Annotated in this window: 18 protein-coding genes and 2 riboswitches; of the genes, 7 read left to right on the plus strand and 11 right to left on the minus strand. The window is 35.4% G+C overall.

All coding sequences use genetic code 11. The annotated features are described in order from the left end of the window. Positions 1 to 167: 167 nt before the first annotated feature. A riboswitch (FMN riboswitch) is annotated at positions 168 to 285 on the minus strand. An 83-nt stretch (positions 286 to 368) separates the two neighbouring features. Continuing rightward, positions 369 to 486: riboswitch (FMN riboswitch) on the minus strand. 572 nt (positions 487 to 1,058) lie between these two features. Continuing rightward, positions 1,059 to 1,577, minus strand: a complete 519-nt coding sequence (locus TY13_RS05875) for a hypothetical protein (protein WP_042473038.1) — start codon at positions 1,575 to 1,577, stop codon at positions 1,059 to 1,061. Then, on the minus strand, positions 1,574 to 2,053 hold the full coding sequence (locus tag TY13_RS05880; protein ID WP_042473041.1) for an RNA polymerase sigma factor: 480 nt from the start codon (positions 2,051 to 2,053) through the stop codon (positions 1,574 to 1,576). The genes TY13_RS05875 and TY13_RS05880 overlap by 4 nt, the downstream gene beginning before the upstream one ends. A gap of 232 nt (positions 2,054 to 2,285) precedes the next feature. Between TY13_RS05880 and TY13_RS05885 the strand changes: the two genes are divergently transcribed. The 3 genes from TY13_RS05885 (at position 2,286) to TY13_RS05895 (ending at position 6,698) form a co-directional block, all read left to right on the plus strand. Then, a complete protein-coding gene (locus TY13_RS05885; RefSeq protein WP_195891667.1) occupies positions 2,286 to 4,004 on the plus strand; it encodes a hypothetical protein in 1,719 nt (572 codons plus the stop codon). 329 nt (positions 4,005 to 4,333) lie between these two features. Then, positions 4,334 to 5,527, plus strand: coding sequence for a winged helix-turn-helix domain-containing protein (locus TY13_RS05890; protein WP_042473047.1), 1,194 nt, complete (start codon positions 4,334 to 4,336; stop codon positions 5,525 to 5,527). Between the two features lie 538 nt (positions 5,528 to 6,065). After that, positions 6,066 to 6,698: a hypothetical protein gene (locus tag TY13_RS05895; protein ID WP_042473050.1), complete on the plus strand. Its 633-nt coding sequence runs from the start codon at positions 6,066 to 6,068 to the stop codon at positions 6,696 to 6,698. 4 nt (positions 6,699 to 6,702) lie between these two features. Here TY13_RS05895 and TY13_RS05900 read toward each other — a convergent pair whose 3' ends face one another. From TY13_RS05900 to TY13_RS05910, 3 genes are all read right to left on the minus strand, one after another. Continuing rightward, positions 6,703 to 7,104, minus strand: a complete 402-nt coding sequence (locus TY13_RS05900) for a hypothetical protein (RefSeq protein WP_042473054.1) — start codon at positions 7,102 to 7,104, stop codon at positions 6,703 to 6,705. A gap of 474 nt (positions 7,105 to 7,578) precedes the next feature. After that, a complete protein-coding gene (locus TY13_RS05905) occupies positions 7,579 to 10,602 on the minus strand; it encodes a DEAD/DEAH box helicase (RefSeq protein ID WP_042473058.1) in 3,024 nt (1,007 codons plus the stop codon). Between the two features lie 389 nt (positions 10,603 to 10,991). Beyond that, positions 10,992 to 11,717: a Fic family protein gene (locus TY13_RS05910; RefSeq protein WP_042473061.1), complete on the minus strand. Its 726-nt coding sequence runs from the start codon at positions 11,715 to 11,717 to the stop codon at positions 10,992 to 10,994. 824 nt (positions 11,718 to 12,541) lie between these two features. Here TY13_RS05910 and asnB point away from each other — a divergent pair. Then, positions 12,542 to 14,368, plus strand: a complete 1,827-nt coding sequence (gene asnB / locus TY13_RS05915; RefSeq protein WP_042473064.1) for an asparagine synthase (glutamine-hydrolyzing) — start codon at positions 12,542 to 12,544, stop codon at positions 14,366 to 14,368. 24 nt (positions 14,369 to 14,392) lie between these two features. Further along, positions 14,393 to 15,382 carry a C39 family peptidase gene (locus tag TY13_RS05920; RefSeq protein ID WP_052344241.1) on the plus strand — a complete coding sequence of 330 codons (990 nt, stop codon included), beginning with the start codon at positions 14,393 to 14,395 and terminating at the stop codon, positions 15,380 to 15,382. A 137-nt stretch (positions 15,383 to 15,519) separates the two neighbouring features. On the opposite strand, the gene TY13_RS05925 is transcribed toward TY13_RS05920, so the two are convergent. Beyond that, positions 15,520 to 16,482: a S41 family peptidase gene (locus TY13_RS05925; protein WP_042473067.1), complete on the minus strand. Its 963-nt coding sequence runs from the start codon at positions 16,480 to 16,482 to the stop codon at positions 15,520 to 15,522. Between the two features lie 1,052 nt (positions 16,483 to 17,534). On the opposite strand from TY13_RS05925, the gene TY13_RS05935 reads away from it, so the two are divergent. After that, positions 17,535 to 17,759 (plus strand): hypothetical protein, encoded by a 225-nt coding sequence (locus TY13_RS05935; protein WP_042473072.1) that lies wholly within the window; start codon positions 17,535 to 17,537, stop codon positions 17,757 to 17,759. Positions 17,760 to 18,412: 653 nt separating this feature from the next. Here TY13_RS05935 and TY13_RS05940 read toward each other — a convergent pair. Further along, a complete protein-coding gene (locus TY13_RS05940) occupies positions 18,413 to 19,117 on the minus strand; it encodes a CPBP family intramembrane glutamic endopeptidase (RefSeq protein ID WP_042473075.1) in 705 nt (234 codons plus the stop codon). 87 nt (positions 19,118 to 19,204) lie between these two features. Here TY13_RS05940 and TY13_RS05945 point away from each other — a divergent pair, with 87 nt between their 5' ends. Next, positions 19,205 to 19,936 (plus strand): MerR family transcriptional regulator, encoded by a 732-nt coding sequence (locus TY13_RS05945; protein ID WP_042473078.1) that lies wholly within the window; start codon positions 19,205 to 19,207, stop codon positions 19,934 to 19,936. Positions 19,937 to 20,271: 335 nt separating this feature from the next. Here TY13_RS05945 and leuD read toward each other — a convergent pair whose 3' ends face one another. From leuD to TY13_RS05965, 4 genes are all read right to left on the minus strand, one after another. Further along, positions 20,272 to 20,862 (minus strand): 3-isopropylmalate dehydratase small subunit, encoded by a 591-nt coding sequence (gene leuD, locus TY13_RS05950; protein ID WP_042473081.1) that lies wholly within the window; start codon positions 20,860 to 20,862, stop codon positions 20,272 to 20,274. Positions 20,863 to 20,875: 13 nt separating this feature from the next. After that, complete coding sequence (gene leuC / locus TY13_RS05955; RefSeq protein ID WP_042473083.1) at positions 20,876 to 22,282, minus strand: 3-isopropylmalate dehydratase large subunit; 1,407 nt, start codon at positions 22,280 to 22,282, stop codon at positions 20,876 to 20,878. Positions 22,283 to 22,297: 15 nt separating this feature from the next. Then, entirely contained in the window at positions 22,298 to 23,398 is a 1,101-nt protein-coding gene (gene leuB, locus TY13_RS05960) for a 3-isopropylmalate dehydrogenase (RefSeq protein ID WP_042473086.1), read from the minus strand. Positions 23,399 to 23,460: 62 nt separating this feature from the next. Beyond that, positions 23,461 to 25,002, minus strand: coding sequence for a 2-isopropylmalate synthase (locus tag TY13_RS05965; protein ID WP_042473089.1), 1,542 nt, complete (start codon positions 25,000 to 25,002; stop codon positions 23,461 to 23,463). Position 25,003 lies beyond the last annotated feature (1 nt).

Genomic DNA, 25,003 nt, shown 5'->3' on the forward strand with positions numbered 1-25,003 from the left:
CGGAATTTCACAGAATCCTGCTTTTAAAAAGCTCGCGGGCTTTACCGCCGATTGGGACTTACACCCGACCCCGAAGGAATATTATTCAATTAAAAAAAGACCTCACGTTTTTTGTGGGGTCTGAAAAAAGGCATCTTCAAATAAAGCCACTTTTATGTCGCTTTTTTGCCTACCTTCTCTCATCCAGACTGTTACTGTCGGCTTCGGAATTTCACCGAATCCTGCTTAAAAAAGCTCGCGGGCTTTACCGCCGATTGGGACTTACACCCGACCCCGAAGGAATATTATTCAATTAAAAAAGACCTCACATTTTTTGTGGGGTCTGAAAAAAGGCATCTTCAAATAAACCAGCATTATCGCCAGTTTTTGCCTACCTTCTCTCATCCAGACTGTTACTGTCGGCTTCGGAATTTCACCGAATCCTGCTTAAAAAAGCTCGCGGGCTTTACCGCCGATTGGGACTTGCACCCGACCCCGAAGGCAATATTCATGTTGCGTCTAATTATACAGCAATAATAAAAAAAATCTAGTCACTTAACAAGCAAAAAGTCTCAACAGTTTTCTGTACAGCCTAAATTTCCTCATATGAACTTCATCAAGTTACTATTATTTCAAAGAATTATATGCTTTTTTATTTGATAAAATGAAACTTCATTTAAGATTATATAAACTAACTCCGAGTATTTACCGTTAATTACCATCAATAAAAAAGAACGTTTGTACGCATAATAAATACAAACAAACGTTCCTTTTCTATGATCATGTTGTAAAAATTACAACTTAATGACGCAACTCAAAGACTAAAAGTTACAGACAGTATTGTTTTTCATCAATTTAATCATTACTTTACATTTCTATGTAAAAAGAACGGAGATGTTGATTATGACGGTATACGAATCATTAATAATCGCCCTAACTTTTGTTTCGGTAATTATTTCCTTGATTACTTTATCGTATAATTTTTCACGAAAGAAATAGTCATACCAATCGTTTTTCATGGTGAAAGAAAACAATCAGTAGGGGATGATACTCCCCACTGATTGAAGTTTCACTCGATCTCATCGCATAGGGTTATCAAAATTCCAGTTTGTATAAATAGCCGCTGCGCTAATAGGGTCTGAGGACGTATTTTCTGTAAAGCCAGCTATTAAATTGCCTACTCTAAATGTAGGCTCAAATAACTGCTCCTCCTTAGGTGCTGCTGTCGGTCCATTTATACCCAATTTTGTATCGTCTGTTACAACTACTTGCATTCCATTATCCAATGTAAAGCTCAGTCCATCTTCTCCGACTTCCGTTATGACCCCTTCTATATTGACAACTGCACTTGAAGCTGGAGCTGAGTGATCCACCACAATTCTGTCCGTCAAATCTAATGTTGCATCATTGTTTATAGTTATTAAAGCAACTACTGCAATTACTGCACAGGCTACTAAACCTCCAATTAGATACCTTATATTTTTCATAAAGCCCCTCTTTTCTTTTTGTTCATATCCCAGCATTTCTTTTTGCATTTTACTTTTAAATTCTTCAGAAGCATGAATCTGCTTCATTGCCTTCTTATAAGCATTCATCATACCTTACCCCCTTCATCTAAAATCACTTTTAACTTCATTCGCGCCCTTCTCAGCTTTGAGCCTACTGTATTTGCATTTATTCCTAACAGATTAGCAATTTCAGCAGTCGTGTAGCCCTCATAATAATGCAAATAAACAATGACTCTCTCATTTTCATTAAGTTCAAAAATTTCAGCGAGAACCTCTTGTTCCTCTTTGGCAATAAACGTCATTTCTTCTGTTATTGGTATTGTTTTCTTAACACGGGAGGACTTAAAGTAATCCTTGCATTTATTAAATGTCACTTTTATAAGCCAAGCCTTTAAATACGCTTCATTATCAAAGACTTTTTTCTGTCTCATTAGTGTCATATAAACCTCTTGCACAATATCCTCTGCCTCAGACATACTTTTTGTCTGCTGCACTGCAATTCGTATTAAGGTGTCGCTATATGTTTGAACAATCTCTTGAACGTCTAAACCCGCAAACTTTTTCATGTTTTTTATCTAACCTCCTTCACTTCATAATACGATTCATCTTTGTTTATTCGTGCAGCGGATGAATTTTTTCGTTGAATGTATTTTATTGCCGTTAAAACAGATATTATCTTCTTTAACATAAATGTTATAATCCAAATAGGACTCACCAAAAATGGTGAGCCCTCCCTTTGTTATTGATTCTTTAAATAGCGGAATTAAACAATGTATTAAAACGGACGGTGAATATTACATGCACTACCTTAAAAATCGCTGGGATTATTGGAAACTAGTGTTCATACCTATTCTAATATTTTTCTTCTTAATATACATAGCATTCAGGCCAGAAATTAATCCACCAATCATGCTCAATTTTTTTAAAGCAATTAAAGACCAAACAATATACCCTATTTTAGATAAGAAAATCAATAACTTCCTTAATTCGCAAAATTTACATTTTATGATTAATTATTTCGCTTTGTTAGTTAATTATCTATCTATAGTAAATATTTATGTTGTGTTGATATTTACCATTTCCACCTTAATATCGAAGCACCCTATTCTATTTATTAGTAATCTCTACCTGAAAATCAATTCATATTTTTTGAAATTTATAGCAGATTTTAAACAATCTCTTCCTATTGTCATATTTATCAGCATACCATTTTTATTACTTTTATCTACTCATAATGCAATGATTGCAATTATTATCATTTCTATAATTATTTCTTGGTTATTAAGTTTCATTCTTAGAAAAAAGAGTCCTTATTTTAATTGGTTCTTTCAGAAATGGCTATGGAAAAATCTAGTCATAACCATCATGCTAATATACACGATAAGTGCCCAAGTTATTGATTTTAAAAATCACAGTAAACTCTGGTTACCACTTTTTTTGAATTTATATCCATTTATATCGCTTTTAATGCTCACTTTCTATATGGTTATATTTCTAATTAAAATTGAGTTTATTCAAGCAAAAAAACATAAAGAATTCCTATATGAATTTAGTTCCTATTTATCATTTCCTAAAATCATAGAAAATGAAAATAAAGAAGATGTATCAAAATTGGTCGACACAATTAAAAATAAGGATATTTTCCATTCTAAATTTAATCAAATGACTCAAAAAGGTGACATTATAAAAGATAGAAATGTTATTAATTTAACGATTTCGTCATTTTGTACGTTTATTATGATAGCTATCGTGTTATATCAACTTTACAGTCCTTCTAGCAATGAAACTATTGATGAAGCAACACTTAAAATTATTGTGTTTTTTATTGTTATTTTATTAACTAGATTGCTGTCCCGTAGCTATGAAATAATAATGGCTTTTACAAGTGATGTACTATCACAAGCACCGAAAAAATCAAATCTTACTGGTAGCGACCGCATTAAGCTGATACTTAAAAGCCTTTTGGAAATAACAGTACTCTCATTTGGTTTAAAAATATTGTATCTTATTTTTTTAGATCCTTTATCATTACCATATACTTCTCTATCAATTAAAGACACGCTTCTTCGCTTCTTTGAAACATATGCAATTCAATTATTTAATGTTTCATTTGATAGAAAGTTTGGCCTTTTCTTTGCTATCATTCATATTATTCAAATTTCAGTCTCAGCAAGTTTGATTCTCCTTAGCCTCGCTATATACAGTGGTGGTAAAAGCAATCAAAGAATGTATGAGTTGAAAATAGAAAATGGCGAGTATATCTTTTCTGAAATAAATGTTATTAATAATAAAGCTTTTACTCGAACGATTTACTCAAAGAAAGATTTTAAAAGCTTTCAGGATGACTGGGAAAATAATTGTATTGATTCTGAAATGTTTGAGCAAATTCAAATCGCTTATCAAGAATTGCAAGAGAATAATGCCAAATATCAAAAGCAAACAGAAGATATTATTCAAATATTTGATAACTACAATAAAATAGAACGTTTCTTTAAAAAGATTTTAGGCCTTGTTTAAAAGGATTCGCCAGATTTGGCGGATTCTTTTTTAGTTATTTTAAATACTACCAGTACACTCCTATAACTCGTTGTTTTTGCTGCTATCACTAAGACTTGAACTGTTTAGTGGATATAGATGTTTTTTGTACACACCTACCAAGAACAAACGTTTGTATTTTTCCTTTTCTTTTGAGCAAATATTTTGTATGATAAAAGACAAGTAGATGATTTTTTAAGGAATGGGCAGTCGCAGCAAAAGGGATATTGCAAGTGTTATAAGCCGATAAATTATCACAAAACACTTTCCCCTACTGTAATAAAAAATCTAAACAAGAGGTAGGTCCAAATATGATTCAATTAACAAACCGTCAGGCACGGCAATTTCTGTTGTTAAAGCATGGGCTTTTGGGTGAACATAAATTTATTGGGAAGCAGGGCGTACTGGACTTTGCTCGACAGGTTAGCTGTATTCAATATGACCCCATTGATATTTGTGGAAAAAACGCCGAATTGGTGCTGCAATCGCGAATCAAGGGATTTATCAAGGAAATGCTCGCCGATTTGCTGTATAAGGATCGAAGCCTTGTCGATTATCCCGACAAAAACCTAGCCATTATCCCTGTCGAGGACTGGCCGTATTTTGAGCGTTACAGGCAAGCTGCCCGACAAAATGCTAGACGCTATCCCGAAATGGAAGCATTGGCAGTGCAAGTGCGGGCTCATATCGAAAATCACGGTGCGTTAAGTTCGAATGATTTAAAATTGGATGGGGATTTCTCTTGGCAATCAGCCATCCATTGGAGCGGTGGAAACAATTCATCTCGATCGGTGCTTGAGCAGATGTATTCGACGGGCGAGCTGATTATCCATCATAAAAAAGGAACGCGTAAATATTACGATATCGCCGAGAAGTTTATACAGCCAAATCTGCTAAATGCGCCAGAGCCATTGGAGGATGAGCTTGAGCACCATAAGTGGCGAGTACTACGTCGAATTGGCGCTGTTGGTCTCTTATGGAATCGTGCGTCAGATGCATGGCTGAACATATGGGGTTTGAAAGCAGCACAGCGCAACGAAGTTTTCCGCCAGCTCTTACACGAGGCTCGCATTGTTGCTATTGCTGTGGAGCAAATGAAGGATACACTGTACTGTCTTATTGAGGATTTACCGCTTATTGAAGCCGTTCTGCAACATCAGGAGCCGAAATTGCGTTGTGAGCTTATTGCCCCACTAGATAATTTTATGTGGGATAGGAAACTTATAAACGAATTGTTTGACTTTGATTACACCTGGGAAATTTACACACCTGCAAGTAAACGAAAATTCGGTCATTATGTGCTGCCCTTATTATACGGAGAGCGCTTTATTGGACGAGCTGAGATAATTGCAGAGCGAAAAACTAGAACGCTTATTGTTAAAAATGTCTGGTACGAAAACGGTGTGAAGCAAACTACACAATTGCGAAAAGCCTTAAACAATTGTTTTCAAAGGTTTGCGGTATTCAACGAGTGTAAGTCGATTTTAGTAGAGTCCATGAACTGATATAAATTAAACACCCAATAGCACGGCAAAATATTAAGCTTACTTCATGGTGAATACTTTATATCAAGCTTCAAAAGTTCAAGATGGACAACTTATCATATATTATTCGGAAAAAGAGGTACCTGATGTGAACTGACCCATAAAAGTTAAACATCAATGTAACTTTTACGGGGCAGTTCATCTTAGAAAAACAGTCTTCCCCCTTGTGCATCAAGAAGTTGACCAACAGCATAGTTTTTAGGCATAATAATTTACCACAGATTTTTGCAAAAATAGTATGCATTTTGTTCACAAATCATTCACGTTACCTTCGCAAATGCTGATTTTATATGGCTTTCCTCTCTTAGCAACGTGTTTTGCAAAATAAGAAACACATAAAAAAGGAATTAACATCATTTACATATCGTAGAATGTAAATAAAGCTACTCAAAATGAGCAGCTTATTTTACAACTATATGGATGAAAATGGGTCTAATTTCTCTTCTTTTATAACAAAACATACCATATAGTTCAATATACTTTCAAGGAGGTGTTTGTTTTGTCAAAGAAGAAATTGATACTTCTGTTAGGGATAATAGGTATCTTTTTTGTTTTGTTAGCCAATCCATTTCTTAACTTTGCTAAAGAACCTGAAACAACTCCATACACTTACAATGAATTATTACCCTACATTGAAAAATATAAAAGCCTAATTTTCTACATCAATAAAGATTTACGCGATCAAGGCTACCCTTCAATTGTAGACTATGCGCTGTTAAGTGATGAAAAAATTGAAATCCTCATTAAGTTAAAGGAAAACAATGAAAGAGTAGCCTCAAAAAACATCCAACAAATAGTTAAAAGCGTTATAGAGAAACAAAATTTTAATCCTGCCATATTTCAAATTAATATATCAAATATGAATAAGCCAACTGTAAAAAATGAAAATAGACTAAGTTATTATGATTTGATGGGTTATATCCTTTTAGATATGATGGAGAAAAACTTTGAAGCATTTAGTTTAGATTACGCAATTTTGCCAGAAAACACTGAAATCATAGTAAAACTAGCCGACACAATCGACGAAAACTCAAGAAAAGAAATCCAACAAATTGTCAGTAATATTTTAAAACAAAATAACTTTGATTCTAACATGTTTCAAATTAATATAACTAATTACAAAGCACAATAATCAATTAGATTACGAAGAAAAGTGGACCAGCTTGACTTGCACATGGGCTCATTTGTTCTACCGTTGCTTCATATGCCCCATCTACACTAATCTCGAATGTGACGTAAGCAACTCCACTTGTTGGAATAGTGGTATAGTTAAAGGATACCCCTCCACCACTTGCATATTTAAAAATACCTACCAATATATTATTTCCAGGATTTCCTGTTACCTTAAGTGTTATTACATTTGTACTGTTATTTTGATAATAGATAGACATACTTACATTTTGGCAAGTAGCTAATAAAGTAACTTCTTCTGAATCTTCAGCGTTAGAGATAGCAGTTGCACTCACTTCATTTCCAAAGAATAAACTAAAGTTCAGTAATCCAAGTAGACTTAATAAAACTAATCTTCTTTTTAACATAATAACACTCCTCAATATTTGTTTAATTCCATAAATTAGACAAATATTCTATAAATCCTCTTTTTTATAAATATATTTTTAAAAAGTTTAGAGTCTTGCTACATATAAAGCAGGACTCTTTAGTGTTTTTTCAAATTACCACCACTTTTAATACAATCGACAATAATATTTTCACTTATTGCTAGAATTAAATTGTTTATTGGATAAACTCCGAAATATTATGAAACAGCAAAAGTGAATGGTGTCGACTTTTATCAATACCTCATGATGTTCATGACAAAGTTACCAAATTTATCGCTCCATCAGCAGCCAGAAATTTTAAACGAATAAATATCTGGTCGAAAAAGATACAGTAACATATGCAAAATAGCCGCTTATATAAAAATTCCTTCAGGTAAACAGCTATTTGTTGTGTGTACCAAAAAGGGACATTTTTTATATTTCAGAGTACAGCAATAAAAAATAACAACCTCTCTAATTACTAAAATAACAAGTTAAACGTAACCCATAAGTATCTTTTAAATAAGTATCCGTGGCTAAAATTATTTGTTTCATTGAACTTGTAATCTTTGCTATCGAGACTCCAGGCTGAATAATTGATATTTCAAATTCTGTTTCAAAACCAGATTTCACAATCTTTTTTAACATATGCAGGATTTGTACATCTCCTTTTTCAAACCGTGTTTCATCATAATCTTTCTGTCTTATTTTTTCTCGTTCAATCATTCTTTGAATAATTTCTAAAACATTATCATTCCACATAATTGATTTTTCAGCTTGGCCACATACTTCATACAGGTCTAAAACCCGAGCACCAGGATGTTCTCCGTGGGAGTATTTACAATGATACAAGTGAAATAAGACTTTTTGCTGTTCCATATCAATTTTGATTGAAACAATATCTGCAATTTCACCTGATCCATCATCATCAAAGATAATGTCCGCTGTCTGATCTACAATATTATGTATCGTAGCGTATTGAATTGAATCAGCCTTTCTTTCTCTTCCTTGGGACTCAGATCTAATATTTACTCCCAATCCATTCCAATCGATAGCGAAAAAAGAATCCTGCGATAATTCAATACCACTTTTTGGTTTGATAACTGTTTTTAGATTTTCTTGGACCACAATAACAGTCCCATCACTTTGTATAAACGATATTTCTGGTGAATATTCGTACAGATAATCAGTCATTTTAACTGTTTTATTACTGTACTTTACTGTTAGTTCTTCACCCTCAATTTGTTTGAAACTATATGAGGTTTCACTAATAATCTGCTCAAAGATACATTTTCTTTCGTTTATCCAAAATTCAAAGTGAAGATTCCCATTAATTATGCTAGGATTCTTTATATTTGCTTGAAAGAATGGAAATGCTTTTTCTTCTTTAGAGATATACAACTGCTTTGAAGAAGAATTAGAAATTTCGATAATTTCCGGCAACAACATTTTATAAGGTACACCTTCTGGAAATTTATTAATTACTTCTAAAGTGAGGGAATTATTTAAGATATGATTTGTATTGATAGTATTATCTAATACCTTTTTCCCTATTTGCTGACACCAAGCTGTCCAAAAGTTTATCCGTTCTACCCAGCGCATCCACACTTTCCCTTTATATGAACAACCAATACTAATACGTGATCCATCTTGATATCCATAACCAAATAAATTAGATTTGGTTGAACCAGAAGCAATTGCCTCACTGATTCCAGATTTAATATCAGCCCCCGCAAACATTCTAAAGCTAATCCTCCCGCTAGGCTGCTGCTTCAATCCTAAAGTTCCAATCATTAATCGATTAATTCCATCTAAACTTCGATATATTGAATCACCTTTTATTGCCCATGCTGATGGGAATAAACTTTCCACAAGTCGATTTCCTTTTCCGGCATCAGTTTCATTTATATGAATGATGCCATTATCTTTATCAAAAAACAGTACAAAGAAATCATAATCATATTGCACAATATCTTTTTGATCTGACCAGACTACTTTTGTTTCAATTTCCTCGATGAAAATGTAAATGCCATCTTCTTGATTTATTAATGGCGTCGTTCTATCTGAATCCAAAACCTGTCTCCATCCATCGATAATAACTTTTTTTGAAGAGTATCGAAACATTCGTGTACTTATTTTCATCTTTAATTGCGATAAATCTATATCCTTCACATGGCCTTTTTCAAACTTACCAATGAATTCACCTAGTTCAACTTCTTTGTCAATAGCTTGATGTGAATGTATATTTAGAAGTTGATTCCAATCTGAATCTTGACGATATAATTCTTCAATCGATTCTTTCAAATCTTCCATTGCCACATTTGTAATGAGCTTTGCATTCCCCAAATTATTACCACTTGTTCTAGCGAATCTTCCAATGAATTGAAGTGTAATTGGAAGTGATTTGTATTTATCATGAATTGCTGCAATTTTCAGTGTTGGAATATCAATGCCTTCACCAAACATATCTACGCATACCACAATTTTTGCATTACCTTCTTTAACTTGCCTCAAGTATTTATTTCTTTGCGCAACTGGGATGCCAGTATGAATTACAACCGGATTATACTCTTTATACTTGGAATATATTTTTTCATATAACTCGTCCGCACGTTTACGGCTCTTTGCTCTCGCTAGAAGTACATGTTCGTATCCTTGTTTCAAATCTTCCTCCAAATACTGTATTGCTATTTTCGCGATTTCTTCATCAGATTTTCGTTCATCAAATTCTTGAATTGGATAAAAATCAATTGGTTTGAAATATCCAGCTTTTTGTGCTAACCCCAAACTATAATTAAAAATTATTTTACCATCAACCTTTTTACCGTCGTTTCTAAACGGTGTTGCAGTAAATTGTAGAATCTTTTTCCCTGCAAACTTTTCCTTTACCGTTGCCCACTCAGGTGCTGCAAGATGATGTGCTTCATCAAAAATTACAACTTCTACTTTTTCAAACAGTTTACCCCAAATAGATGAAGGCATATTTTTAATCATACCAGGGGTAGAAACAATTATATTTGCCTCCTCAAGTGCTCCAACCATAGCTATTTCATTCTCATCTTCTACCTTTGATTTATAAAGAAAAGTAGTAGGAAAAATAACTTCATCAGAAACCATCCCCAATTTTGGAAGTATCCCAAAATGACTCGCTCCTTCGAAGATTTGTTCCCTCAATAGATTAGATGGTACAATGATTAGTGTTGAAGATATCCTTTCAGAAATAATCGTGGCATACATTGTTTCAGACTTTCCTGTTCCAGTTGGTAAAACAATTGTTGCAGGAGAGTTTGATGTCGCCCAATGTGCACGAATTGCAGATAGTGCTCCAAATTGAGGCAAACGTAAACCAATCTCTTCTTTATTTCTAGATACTCTCTCTTGATACGATAATTTCCAACTTTCAACGACTTCTTCTCTACTAAAGATTCTTTCCTCATTGTCTTTATAACGGCTCAGCCTATTTCCCCGACCAATTGTTGAAATTATATTTTTATACATTACGAAACGCCTCCTTCTTTCTATTAATAAAATTTAACAACTCATTTATTAAATATATTTTAACATTTAAAAAAATTACTTCCATTTAGAACTATCACCATAAAAATCTTTTAATTTATCCTAATAGTCACCTACATTGAATAAAATACATGGATTTTATTGTTGTCCCATTCTTGTCCATGATATTATCTAATAGATATCCTCTAGAGTTTCAGGTTACAATAGTTATTCAAATGAGTAATATAGATTTCGATAAGATTGAAAACCCTGATAATTACTTGCCAATTTTAAAACCACCTGAAACTCATTATTCCAACGTTTCAGGTGGTTCTTTTCATTAATCAAGTTTACTTATGTTAAGGTTCACTGTAATATATCTAAGTGCGGTTTTAAATAGCACTTAAATATAAATCCAAAGAAGTTTCTACTTCTTTCGAAACAAGCTCTACAAAATCATGATAATCTTCTGTTGTGTGAGCCTTATCAAGTGCATTGTAGTAAGCTAATCGATTTTCTACCCGAATGATAATAGGTGGATACCCCACTTTCATAAGTTCTAAATTTAATAACAGTCTAGAAGTACGACCGTTTCCATCGATAAATGGATGAATGCCGACAAAAATCGCATGCAGCATTGCACCGCGTACAATCGGATGTAAACTTTGTGCTTCATCATCATACCATCTCATTAAAGCATCCATTTGTTCTTGAATTTTAAATGGCGGTGGCGGCGTGTGAACAGCTCCTGAAATAAATACTTGCTGATCGCGATATACACCTGCGTATCCATCATCAATACCTTTCAAAACAAGACGATGTAAGTTTTTAATTTGCCATTCTGAAAAAGGCTCTTCTTTATGAACAACGTCTTCAACATATGATATTGCATCTCGGTGGTTAATGACCTCTAAGTGCTCTCGCATTGTTTTACCGCCAACTGTAATACCCTCTAATACCACTTTTGTTTCGTTAATTGTTAAAGTATTACCTTCAATTGCATTTGAGTTATACGTCCATTCTAAAAATAGCTTTTCTCTTAAGCTTTGAGCTGTATATTTTGGTAAAGGGAGCTTGTCATCTAATTGGGCTTTTTTCTTATCAATCATTTTAAACATGACAACACTCCCTATTCAATTCTTTTTATATATTATAACGATTAAAATGAGCAACTGTATATTGATAATATTGTTTATCTGAAATAATTATTGCCTAACTTCTTTAAAACTAAATTGCTATACATAATACCAAGCTTGAAAAAGAATGATTAGGATGAGTTTTTTATATCTTCAAATTTATCCTTACTTTAACGCAAAAAAGCTGTGGGCTCTCTACATAAATAATATGATGTATCGAGAAAAGCAGTGTGAAAGCCCTATTTGAAGAGAAGGCTGCTCCGCTACGTAGTGTGTCCTAATTATTAAATAATTGGCTTGAAACCCCCTCGAAGCCTTCAACAATACTACAACACAAAACAACAAGTAATACGCCTGAAATAATTCACACAGTATACGGTCATGTAGTAAAAGAAACTGAAGATGTTTTTGTAAACGTTTTCAAACTTACTCTAAATGAAAGTAGGGCTAATACTTAATAAAACAGCCCCTCCCCTTACGCATCAAGCAGTTGACCAATGGCATAGTTTTTAGGCATAATACATAAAGTAAGCTTTTTATAAATTATGATAGATAGAAATATATTTATTAAACTATAAAATTGTAAAAATAGCGTGGAACCTCATTTTATAAATATTTAAAGATTTTGCGTGAAATTGACTGCTTAAAGGATAGATAATTTTATATTAAGTAAAATAAATATGTACAAACATTGCTTGCAATATATAAAGTGAAACTTCAATTAGTGGCGCTTCGCACGTCACTGTCAATGCTGACGAAACTGAGCTTTATTGAAAAAGATTAATTATTAAGGGAGATTATTAATTATGTGTGGATTTACTGGATTTATCGGTGAGGTTGAAAACGCCTCCTCCGTTTTAGAAAATATGATGAATCAAATTATTCACCGCGGTCCTGATAGCGGTGGCCAATTTAATGAAGGAATCGCAAACCTTGGCTTTCGTCGTTTAAGTATTATCGACTTAGAGCATGGCTCGCAGCCTTTATTTAATGAGGATGACTCGCTTGCATTAATTTTCAATGGTGAGATTTATAACTACCAAATGATTCGTGAAGATTTAATCGAAAAAGGTCATATTTTTACAACACAAACAGATAGCGAAATTTTATTACATGGCTATGAAGAATACGGTCCAAAGCTTGTGCAAAAGCTGCGCGGTATGTTTGCCTTCGTTATTTGGGATCGCAAAAAGCAAAAACTATTTGCGGCACGTGACCATTTTGGTATTAAACCATTTTATTATGGGCAAATGAACGGGACATTATTATTTGGCTCAGAAATTAAAAGCTTTTTACCGCATCCGCATTTTATCAAAGAGCTAAACAAAGATGCCTTAAAGCCATATTTAACATTCCAATATCCCGTGTTAAATGAAACATTTTTCAAGGGGATTTTTAAATTACCTGCAGCGCATCATATGACTTATGAGGATGGACAGTTAACAATTGAGCGTTACTGGGAGCCAACATATGCACCAGAAGAGCGTCCACTTGAAAAAATTATTGAGGATATCGATGATGCAGTGCGTGAATCTGTTGAGGCGCATACAATCGCAGATGTGAAGGTTGGATCATTTTTATCAAGTGGTGTTGACTCTAGCTATGTAGCAAGTGTGCTTCGTCCAGATAAAACATTTACTGTCGGCTTTAGTGCTGAAAACTTCTCTGAAATCGACAATGCTGTGGAACTGTCGAAGGAGCTTGGCATTGAAAATGTGAACGAAACTTTAAATCCAGATGAGTGCTTTGCTGATTTAGGAAAAATTCAATATATGATGGATGAGCCACATTCAAATCCGTCGATTGTGCCCCTTTATTATTTGGCACGTTTAGCGCGTGAGCATGTAACTGTTGTACTTTCTGGTGAAGGTGCTGATGAATTATTCGGTGGCTATGATGAATATACAGATACACCAAATATGAAGAAATTTAAAAGCCTGCCATCTCCAATTCGCGCTTTAGCAAATATAGCTGGTGCTATTATGCCAAATAGTAAAATTGGTGGTTTAGCGAGACGTGCACAGCTACCTGTTGAACAAACATTCATCGGACAAGCGCGCATTTTCGAAGAGCATGAATCAGCTGCTCTTTTAACAGCAGACTTTAATAACGCGCCTTCTGTTGCAGATATCGTAGGTCCTTACTATAAAAAATTCCAAGGTCACGACGATGTAACGAAGAAGCAGCTTTTAGATTTAAATTTATGGCTAGTGGATGATATTTTATTAAAAGCAGATAAAATGTCGATGGCCCATTCAATTGAGCTTCGTGTACCGCTTCTTGACCGCGAAATGATGGATGTTGCGGCATCTGTGCCAACTCGCTACCGCGTTAATGAAGAAAATACAAAATATGCATTCCGTCAAGCAGCACGCGAGGCATTGCCTGAAGCATGGGCGAACCGTAAAAAAATCGGCTTCCCTGTACCGATTCGTCACTGGTTGCGCGATGAAAAATATGTAGCACAAGTTCGAGCACTGTTTAGCAGTGAAGAAGCAGCGCAATTTTTCAACCGCGACAAAATTTTAGCGTTACTTGATTCACATGCAGCAGGCACAACAAATAGCCAACGTAAAATTTGGTCTATTTATATGTTCCTTGTTTGGCATAACGAATATTTCGTGAAGCAATAATTTTTTAGAAAGGATGACTACGAATTGAAACATTCAAAACAATTATTTTTAATGATGTTACTTTTCACTGTAGTCATCCTTGCTAGCTGTCAAAACGGCGTGCTGTTACCTGTAACAGTACAAAACCATGAGACAGCTAATTTTTCAGATGAGCTAACTATTTATTCAGTGGAATATTATAGCCGCGTAGCCGTTCCAAATGTGCTAATTGCAATCGAGCTTGCATCTACTGGCGAAGAAATTGCACGTGCTACAACATCTGTTGAAGGTGTTGCCACATTTGATAAATTACTAGAGTATGAAAAATATGAAGCAATCGTTTATCAGCCTGATGGTCAAGAACAATCACGAGTTGCTTTTACCTTTGATAAAAGTAAGCCAAATATATTTATTGAAACGCTCTACCCTAAATCTGAAACAGGTTTAGCTGTTCCAATCGTGCTACAAAATCCTGAGCTACCAAATGGCTGTGAAATTACTTCTTTAACGGCCATGCTCAATTATTTTGGGATAGCAACTGATAAAATGACAATGAAGCGCGACTATTTGCCACGGCAAGATACAGAAATTCGCAATGGTGTAAGATATGGGCCTAATCCAGAGCTTGCATACGCTGGCAATCCTGCTAGTTTAACAGATGGATTTTATGTATTTGCCAACCCTATTATGGAGGCGGCGAATACCGTTTTAACAGAAAACTCCTCTAATTTACGTGCTAGCAATATTACAGGTGCCTCGAAAAAAGACATCCTTGAGCTCGTAAAAAAAGGTTTTCCTGTTTTAGCATGGGTCACAATTGATTGGCAAACGCCACGCACAAATAGCTTCTGGATTGTCGAGGAAACAGGTGAAAAACACCCAATTTATAGCAATTTACATGCGGTTGTTTTAACAGCATCTAACAAAAATTCAGTTACGATTATGAACCCGTTATATGGTGATGAAACAATCGATATCAATACTTTCTTTTCGAGCTATGAAGCACTTGGCTCGCATGCGGTTGTGATACAATAAAAAAAGCCACTTCTTTTCAAATTAAAGAAGATTGGCTTTCTTTTCGTTGTTGTAAACTGATGTTATCTGAAATAAAGTTGTCTTTAAACGATTCGTAATTTACCTAGTTTCTCAGTCAAATAAGTTAAAAAGCTTTTTTATTCGCTTAACCACTTCATTGCTTCCTCTAGTGGAGAATCTGTTTCAACATCTGGAGGAACTGGATTATCATAAAATAATTCTCCATCTAATGTTTTATTATAAGCTGCTGTAATGTTAATTAATGTACCATCGTACAAAGAAAATGTCATATTTGCAGATGCATACCCTGCAGTAGGTTGACCAAATGTTTTTGTATTTGATAGCCCCATAAATGCCATTAATACGGCTTCCCCTGAACTTGCTGTTTTATTATCGATTAACACTGCTACTGGAACGTCAAGTTTAAAGGCTGGAGTGTCTGGTGTAATCTGTGTGCCACCTCCGATAGATTTTCCATCTTCTAATTTTACAGGCCATTCACTATCTATAAAATCAAAGTAAACAAGATCCCCATCTTTTAAAAATGGAGAAACCGCGGTAATCATTGGTCCCATATCCCCACCAGTATTTCCGCGAAGATCAATAATGGCTCCTTTTATGTTCATGTTGTTTTTAATCTCTTGTAGAACAGTGTCAGCATATTGTTTTCCGTTTGCAGCAGCATCTGCATGCCCCGGTAATTTTATAGTAAGTATGTCACCTTCACGTGTAATGGCAGGCATCTCATCTTCTGCAGAAAGAGCTTGACGTTTTTCTTCCGTTATTAAAAATGAATGTTTTCCCCCTCCTGCTTGTAACGCTTTTTTGATAACAGGATATGTATCTTCGTAATCAGAAGCATTTTTCAACTCATTTTTAAGTTCTTCTTTTGTTTTTTCCCACTGCTCACCATTTGCATAATAACCATTTAATTCAATTATATCGATTGCTATTTTTCCATATCTTTCGGCGCTTGGAGCGAATAGATAAATTGGTTTGCCAAATTGTGCGCCAACTGTTGGACCGAATAGATAAACTAAAAAAAATCCTACCATCGTGAAAATACCAAGTATAATAGCGATCCACTTTATAAATTTCAACAGTACCTCTTCCTTCCTCTGAATAAATTTTGCAATACTAATTATGCTCAATTCTCCTTATCTCGTTTATAGTGCAAAAAGTCGCTAAAGTGCTTCCTCCGTTTAGCAGCTATAGACACCTAAGCTAATCGAGCTTTAGTATATAACTTTATTACGTAATACCCCCAAAATAAGTTTCAAGTTTTCTCATTTTTTCCAGAAAGATTCCTAATACAAGCACTCAAGGTTTTTAAATAATTGTTTTCTTCTAACTAATTTTCGAAATACATATGGTATAAAATTCAATTATATTAATCTTATAGCAAAAATAGTTTAAAATATATTTACATGCAAATCAAAATAGTTTATTGTTGTATAAATTATATGAGTAAAAAAAGTAAAAATAAGGGATGTTTTTGGGAAGAAAATGTTTAAATTTTTATTTGCACTAACTTCTTTTATTCTAGTATTTGCTTCTATTCCATTTGCAAACAATGTTTCCGCAAGTACTATGCAAACAGTTAATAACATTTCACTCAAAAAAATGTTTATAGCAAACTTGATCTCAAAACAATATTAAACAATCAAGTTGATGATTGGTTGTTTAGTAGTAAACCGAACTAATTTATAAAAAATGAGGTGAACTTCTTGGATTTAAAATACCTCCCCCTGTTGCTCTCCTCTTTATTACTATTTGTATTTGCATATCGCGAAAGAAATAAAGAAAAAAAGAGCTTAAAAAACCCAATTATACTAGGTGTAATTGGGTTGCTCTATATCTCACTCATGTCTTTAGATTATAGCTTTATGGTATTACTCGTTGGTCTAGCAGGTTTGATAATTTTAATTATTAATATTTTTCGTTAGTATTTCATAAATTACGACTGCATTTTCAGTCTTATATTTCCTAATGTTTAACAAAAAATAACTAAGGTGATTTAAATATGAAAAAAGTTTTTATATTAGCATAGCAATACTTAGATTTTTTTGATATGGAAGACATTGGATATAGGCAAGGCATCTGCTCAAAATAGAGAACAAATGCGTATTACTCGAAAAGTGAGGTGAACTTCTTGGAAATAAATAACCTAGGGTTGTTGCTCGCTTCTTTAACACTATTTGTAATTGCATATCGCAACGGAAATAAAGAACCAAAGGAATTAAAAACCGCAATTTTATTAGGTATAGCTGGATTGCTTTATATCTTATTCAAGTATTTAGATTACAGTTTTATGGCATTACTCGTTGGTGTAGTAGGTGTAATAATTTTATTTATTCATGTATTTTCCCGCAAATGATGTAGATGCTTGTTACGCTTGTAATATAAACTTTGACGCATGCAACAGAGACTAAAAAACTGCATGAGGCCCTATCTCCTTTGATTTTTCGTAACTAAATGTTTGTTGGTTTCCATGTATATTTATCCATACGATTTGTCCTTTATAATGGATTGGGATAATTTCCTATCACAAACCATTATAAAGGCTTTTTTATGTGAATTTGTAATCAAACAATGCATATAAAACGCCAGATACAACGTATCATTCAAAGGAGGTACCAATCTTCTGTTCATATGAATATGTATTCCAATAAAGATGCTATATAAATTCATTGATATGAAAATATTAGCTAAGTTTGAAAAAGGAAAACCAGAGGATTACATAAAAAATTTTAAGTGAAGTTGAATTAAATTATATAACTTTATATTCCACTAATATCAATTCAAATTGATTGTAAGTAAGCATACGTTATGAAATTGATTAAATCAAGATAATATGGAGCTGTAAAGTAAATTTACTTACAGCTCCTTTATTTTATTTAATCCGTTTATAATAACCTCGTACTGGATAATAGCAGCTAAATCATAAACAGCATTTGCCACAATAAAATTTCACGGCTATTTGCTGTTTTCACTTAAAATTCCACATTTCAGCTTATCCTATCATCAATTTCATCCCGAAATTGTCAACAAAACCATAATTCCATTCGTTAAACCATGAATAATAACGGATGGCCATATCGAACCTGTTCGTTCATAGGCTAAAGCGAAAATGATGCCGCTGAAGAAATTTACTGGCATTGCATTATATGCTGGAATATGGACAATCGTAAATATTAGTGAGCTTATTAGAATAGCGCCAGTAAATCCTGTGCGTGTACGTAACCAGCGGTATAAAAAACCGCGATAAAAAATTTCTTCATATATTGGTGAGATAACTGCTGCGGAGATAAAGGCGATTAGAACCGTAAAGAAAGTTACATTTTGTTGTATGGCCTCTGTTTTGCTATTTTCCCACGAGTTCCCTAAAAAGCTAGTAAGCACTACAATTATCACTGCACCAACCATTAAGATTATAGAAAATAGAATAATGATTTTCCATTCCTTCACAGCAAATGGTTTTACCCCTACCTCACTCCAAGATAGTTTTTTTGGATATAGAGCAATAAAATAGACACCTAAAAGTAAAATTATCGCTATTGTTAGCCCCGTTAACGTTCCAGCGTATAAATCATTGTCAAGCCACCTTAAATAAATTGGTTTAACAAAAAATTTAATACATCCTATTACAAATACAAATTCAAGTAACATTAATAATATGAATTCTTTCCAACTCCAAAAGTCTTGCTCTTTCCAGTTCATTTGTTTTATTTCCATTTACTATTTCTCTCCTTATTTCTGGTATAATCAGAGTATATTAGATGACGTTACGTCACCTGCAATCTTTTTTTTGGAGGAAATGAAATGAAACAATGGACGACAGGTGAGGTCTGCAAACAGAGGGATATTTCCATTCGCACACTTCGTTATTATGATCAAATTAATCTCCTTACACCAAGTTTTAAGGATGCCAATGGACGACGCTACTATTCAGAAGATGATTTGTTTAAATTAGAGAAAATCCTCCTTCTAAAATCACTGTCACTTCCACTGGAAAATATACGCGATTTATTAGACAAATTATCCTATAAGCAAATTTTAGTTTCGCACCATAATTACTTACAAGAACAGCTCTCCAAACTACAATCAAGCATCTCCAATACAACTTCATTAATTAATATGATGGATTTGGAAGATTCTCTATCTTGGGAGCATGTCGTTAAGCTTGTTCAAAATTCACAAAATCCCCCTAAAAAATGGATTGACTATTTCCAAGAGGATGAAAAATCCTTTTTACAAGGGGCAATCCCTAGCATCAGTAACAATGATAAGACAACCCATCAATATATTTTATTGATACAACGAATTGAATGGTGCATTAAACATAATATTAAGGCTGAATCAGACGAAGGCCTTCAAATTGCTTCTGCGTTAATGGAGCTATCTAATGATACTTTTCAAGGGGATACAGAATTGATGGAGCAATTTTGGGAAGTTAGGAAACTACCCGCCGAAGAAACTGGATTCTATCCAATTTCAGAAGAAGTATTGGAGTTTGTGGAACGTAGTATTGCTTATGCAGAAACACTAGCGTAAGTGGATTAACAGTAATTTAAATGTATTCAGTATTAATAGTAACTAGCATGTAACGTAAGTTTATATTAGCAAATTAAAAACAACCTTTTGAGAGGATACCACTCTAAAAGGTTGTTTTTTATTAATCTTTATTCCGTATTAACAGGCTGTACTTTTGCGACGAGTAACCGCAGGAGCAGATGTTTTTTGCGACGAGTAACCGCAGGAGCACCAGACCCCCGCTTCAAAACAACAGATAAAATCGAGATGTTTAAGTGAGGGATCAAACAGCCTGTAAAAACTAAGGTTGGTGAAACTACCAATCCGTGAACCCCCCCACTGATTGAAGGTTCACTTTATTCAAACACCACGCGCTTCGCCTCATAGGCTGCAATCGCATCTTCATATTTAAACGTTAAGGCAATTTCATCCCAGCCGTTTAACAGCATTTCCTTGTAATACGGGTCGATATTGAAGCTGTATACTTTAGAAGGTGTTGTTACTGTTTGTGCCTCTAAATTTACTTCAATTGCTTGTGCTTCTTGTAAGCCTTGTTCTAACAGCTCATCACATTCTGCCTCTGTCAATTTAATCGGTAAAATACCATTTTTAAAGCAGTTGTTATGGAAAATATCTGCAAAGCTCGGTGCAATGACTACGCGGAAGCCGTAGTCTAAAATTGCCCAAGGTGCGTGCTCGCGTGAGGAGCCACAGCCGAAATTGTCCTGTGCAATTAAAATTTCTGCGTCTTTATATTGCGGCTTATTTAAAACGAAATCTGCCACTTCATTACCTTCTTTATCAAAGCGCCAATGGTAAAATAAAAATTGGCCAAAGCCTGTGCGCTCAATGCGTTTTAAAAATTCCTTTGAAATAATTTGGTCTGTATCTACGTTTTTTCGATCAAGCGGTGCATATACGCTTTTCACAATATTAATTGGTTCCATCGTTCTCTCTCCCCTACGCTTCTTGCTTCTCTAGTTGTCGCACATCGACGAAATGTCCATAAATGCCTGCTGCTGCTGCCATTGCAGGGCTTACTAAATGCGTGCGTGCGCCAGCTCCTTGACGTCCTTCAAAGTTGCGGTTTGATGTAGAGGCACAACGCTCGCCAAATGGAATAATATCCTCGTTCATGCCTAAGCATGCAGAGCAGCCTGATTCACGCCATTCAAAGCCCGCTGCTGTAAAGATTTTATCTAAACCTTCTGCTTCCGCTTCTTTTTTCGTTGAATGTGAGCCTGGTACGACAATGCCTTTCACATTTGGATGAAGCTTATTGCCTTTTACAACGCTTGCGGCTGCACGTAAGTCTGATAGACGAGAGTTCGTACAAGAGCCGATAAAGACGTGCTGGATTTCGATTGATGTAATCGGCTGCCCTTCCTCTAAGCCCATGTAAGCAAGTGCATTTTTCAATGCTTGTTTATCGGATTCGCTGACATAATCAGCAGTCGTTGGTACAGCTTTTGATACACCTGTACCCATCGCTGGATTCGTTCCCCATGTAACAACAGGCTCAATTTCATGTGCATCAATTTCAAGGACAACATCGTATGTACTGCCCTCGTCTGATGCAAGGCTTAGCCAGTATGCTGCTGCCTCCTCAAATTGCTTTTGTGGGGCAAAACGGCGACCACGTAAAAACTCAACCGTCTTTTCATCTGGTGAAATTAAGCCTGCTTTAGCACCAGCCTCAATCGACATATTACAAATGGTCATACGCTCTTCCATTGATAATGCGCGAATTGCTTCACCTGTGTATTCCACGATATGTCCTGTGCCTACACCGATACCCCATTTTGCAATAATCGCTAAAATAATATCCTTCGCCGTTACACCTACACCTAGCTTGCCATTTACGCGAATTTCCATTGTTGGTGGCTTCGTTTGCCATAGCGTTTGAGTAGAAAGCACATGCTCTACTTCCGATGTACCAATACCAAATGCGATTGCACCAAAGGCACCGTGTGTAGATGTATGTGAGTCACCACAAACAATTGTTTTTCCTGGCTGTGTTAAGCCTAGCTCTGGTCCAATCACGTGGACAATCCCTTGATCTGGATGTCCCATATCCGCAAGCTGTACACCAAATTCCTTGGCATTATCCGCTAAAGTGGTAATTTGTTTTTTCGCGATAGGGTCATTAATTGTCGGTAAATTTTTCGTTGGAACATTATGATCCATCGTTGCAAAGCATAAATCTGTTCGACGCACTTGACGATTATTTAAACGTAAGCCTTCAAATGCTTGTGGGCTAGTTACTTCATGAATTAAATGTAAATCGATATAAAGTAAGTCTGGCTTACCTTCTTCACGATGTACAATATGTGATTCCCAAATTTTTTCAATAATATTTTTTGCCATTGTACTCACCAATCCTTAAATATACGAAATCATAATGCTATCTGAAACGAAGCTCGTATCAATTTCATTAATTACTTTGTCTGTCCATTCATCTGTAGATAAAACGCGTGTACCATCTTGTGCTAAGTCTGCTGTGAAGTAGCCATCATCAAATACCGCACTTACTGCGCGCTCGATTTCTGCCGCCTCTTCTTTTAAACCAAATGAATATTGCAGCATCATTGCAACGGATAAAATCGTTGCAGCCGGGTTGGCGATACCTTGACCTGCGATTTCTGGTGCAGAGCCGTGGACAGGCTCATATAAACCGAAATTATCGCCGCGAATTGAAGCGGATGGTAGTACACCTAAAGAGCCTGTAATAACAGATGCTTCATCGCTTAAAATATCCCCAAACATATTTTCAGTTACAACCACATCATAATGACCAGGATTCGTAATCAGCTTCATCGCTACTGAATCCACTAAGTTATGCTCTACTTGCACATCTGGATAGCTTTTCTTCTTCTCTTCTACAATTTCACGCCATAAACGTGATGTATCTAATACATTCGCTTTATCTACAGAGCAAAGCTTACCTCGACGTAATCTCGCAAGCTCAAACGCATTATCAACGATACGTTCAATTTCCGCGCGAGAATATACACATGTATCAACAGCAGCTGTGTCTGTTTTTATGCGCGGTTCGCCGAAATAAAGACCACCAGTTAACTCACGTACAATCATTAAATCAACGTTTTCCGCAACCTCGCGCTTTAATGGAGAAGAAGCAAGTAAACTTGGGAACGCCTTCACTGGACGGAGGTTCGCGAATAAGTCAAAGTGTTTACGAATTTGTAGCAAGCCTTTTTCTGGTCGTAAATGTGATGGGTTATTATCCCATTTCGGACCACCTACTGCACCTAATAAAATAGCGTCACTCTCTTCACACATTTGAATCGTTTCATTTGGAAGTGGGTTATTAAATTGATCGATTGCTGCACCACCAATCGAAGCATAGCCTAAATGAAATGTATGATTGAAGCGTTTGCCAATCACTTGTAATACTCGAACTGCTGAAGCAATTACTTCAGGTCCAATACCGTCTCCAGGTAATACCGTAATTTTCTTTTCCATAAAAAACACCTATCCTTCTCGCGTATATCGTCGCGTTATTCTTTGATGAAACATACTATTTGTTATACGGTTGGTTGGTGTACGCGAATGCTTTGCTGAATTAATTGGCGATTAATTGCATTTAAATATGCTTTAGCAGATGCCTCTAAAACATCCTGTGCCGCGTCACGACCAGTTGTTGTGTAGCCGTTGTAGCGTAAATTAATAACTGCTTCACCTAAAGCATCGCGCCCTTTGCCAACAGATGTCACACGATAATCTAAAATATTTACTGTACCACCGACTACTTGCTCTAATGTGTTGAAAATCGCTTCCACTGAGCCTGAGCCTGTTGCGGCTGATGTTTGTATTTCACCATTTGGTGTCGTGACAGAAACAGTTGCTGTTGGAATATTTTCTGTTCCATATTGCACTTGTACACTTTTCAGCTCATATAATGGAACATCCTCCACTAAAACTTGTTGCTCTGTTAATAAAGTAACTAAATCTTCTTCTGTAATCTCTTTTTTGCGGTCAGCCAATTTTTTAAACTCAGTAAATGCTTTGTTTAGCTTTTCGTCTGATAGATCGTAGCCCATTTTCACTGCGCGGTCGCGGAATGCCGCACGTCCTGAATGCTTTCCTAATACTAACGGCACATCATCCTCACCAATTAATGCCGGGGAAATAATTTCATATGTTTCAGGATTTTTCAGCACGCCGTCTTGGTGAATACCTGATTCATGTGCGAAGGCATTGCGGCCAACGATTGCTTTATTCGGTTGAATAACAACACCTGTTAAACGGCTTACCATTTGAGATGTACGCTTAATTTCCTTTAAATTCAAGCCCGTTTCAAATGGATAAATATCTTTGCGAATATGTAATGCTACCCCAATCTCTTCTAAGGAAGCATTACCAGCACGTTCGCCAATCCCATTTATCGTACATTCCACCTGATCTGCGCCGTTTTGAATGGCCGCAATCGAATTTGCTGTTGCCATACCTAAATCATCATGGCAGTGTGCTGAAAATTTCACATTGTCTGCTCCATGAACATTTTCACGTAAAAACTTGAATAGTTCACCGTATTCTTGTGGTGATGCATAGCCGACTGTATCTGGCACATTAATTGTTGTTGCACCTGCTGCCACAACTTCGCTAATAATTTTCACAAGGAAGTCGCGATTCGAGCGGAAGCCATCCTCTGCTGACCATTGCACAAGTGGGAAAAATTTCTTTGCATATTTCACTGCCGCAACTGCCTGCTCCACAACTTGCTCAGGCGATTTTTTTAGCTTGTATTCCATATGAATTGGCGAAGTTGCTAAAAATACATGAATATGCGGCTGCTCGGCTACTTTAATCGCTTCCCATGTAGCATCAATATCCTTTTGAACGCAGCGAGCTAAGCCTGTAACAATTGAATTTTTCACCGTGCTTGCAATACGATTTACTGCGTCAAAGTCACCTGGGGATGAAGCAGGAAAACCTGCTTCAATAATTGTGACACCTAAACGTTCTAGCTGTTTAGCGATTTCGATTTTTTCTGCTGTATTTAAATTAATACCTGCTGATTGCTCCCCGTCGCGCAGCGTTGTATCAAAAATATCAATTTTTCGCACT

This window comes from Bacillus ndiopicus (assembly GCF_000612805.1).
Classification (GTDB): domain Bacteria; phylum Bacillota; class Bacilli; order Bacillales_A; family Planococcaceae; genus Metasolibacillus; species Metasolibacillus ndiopicus.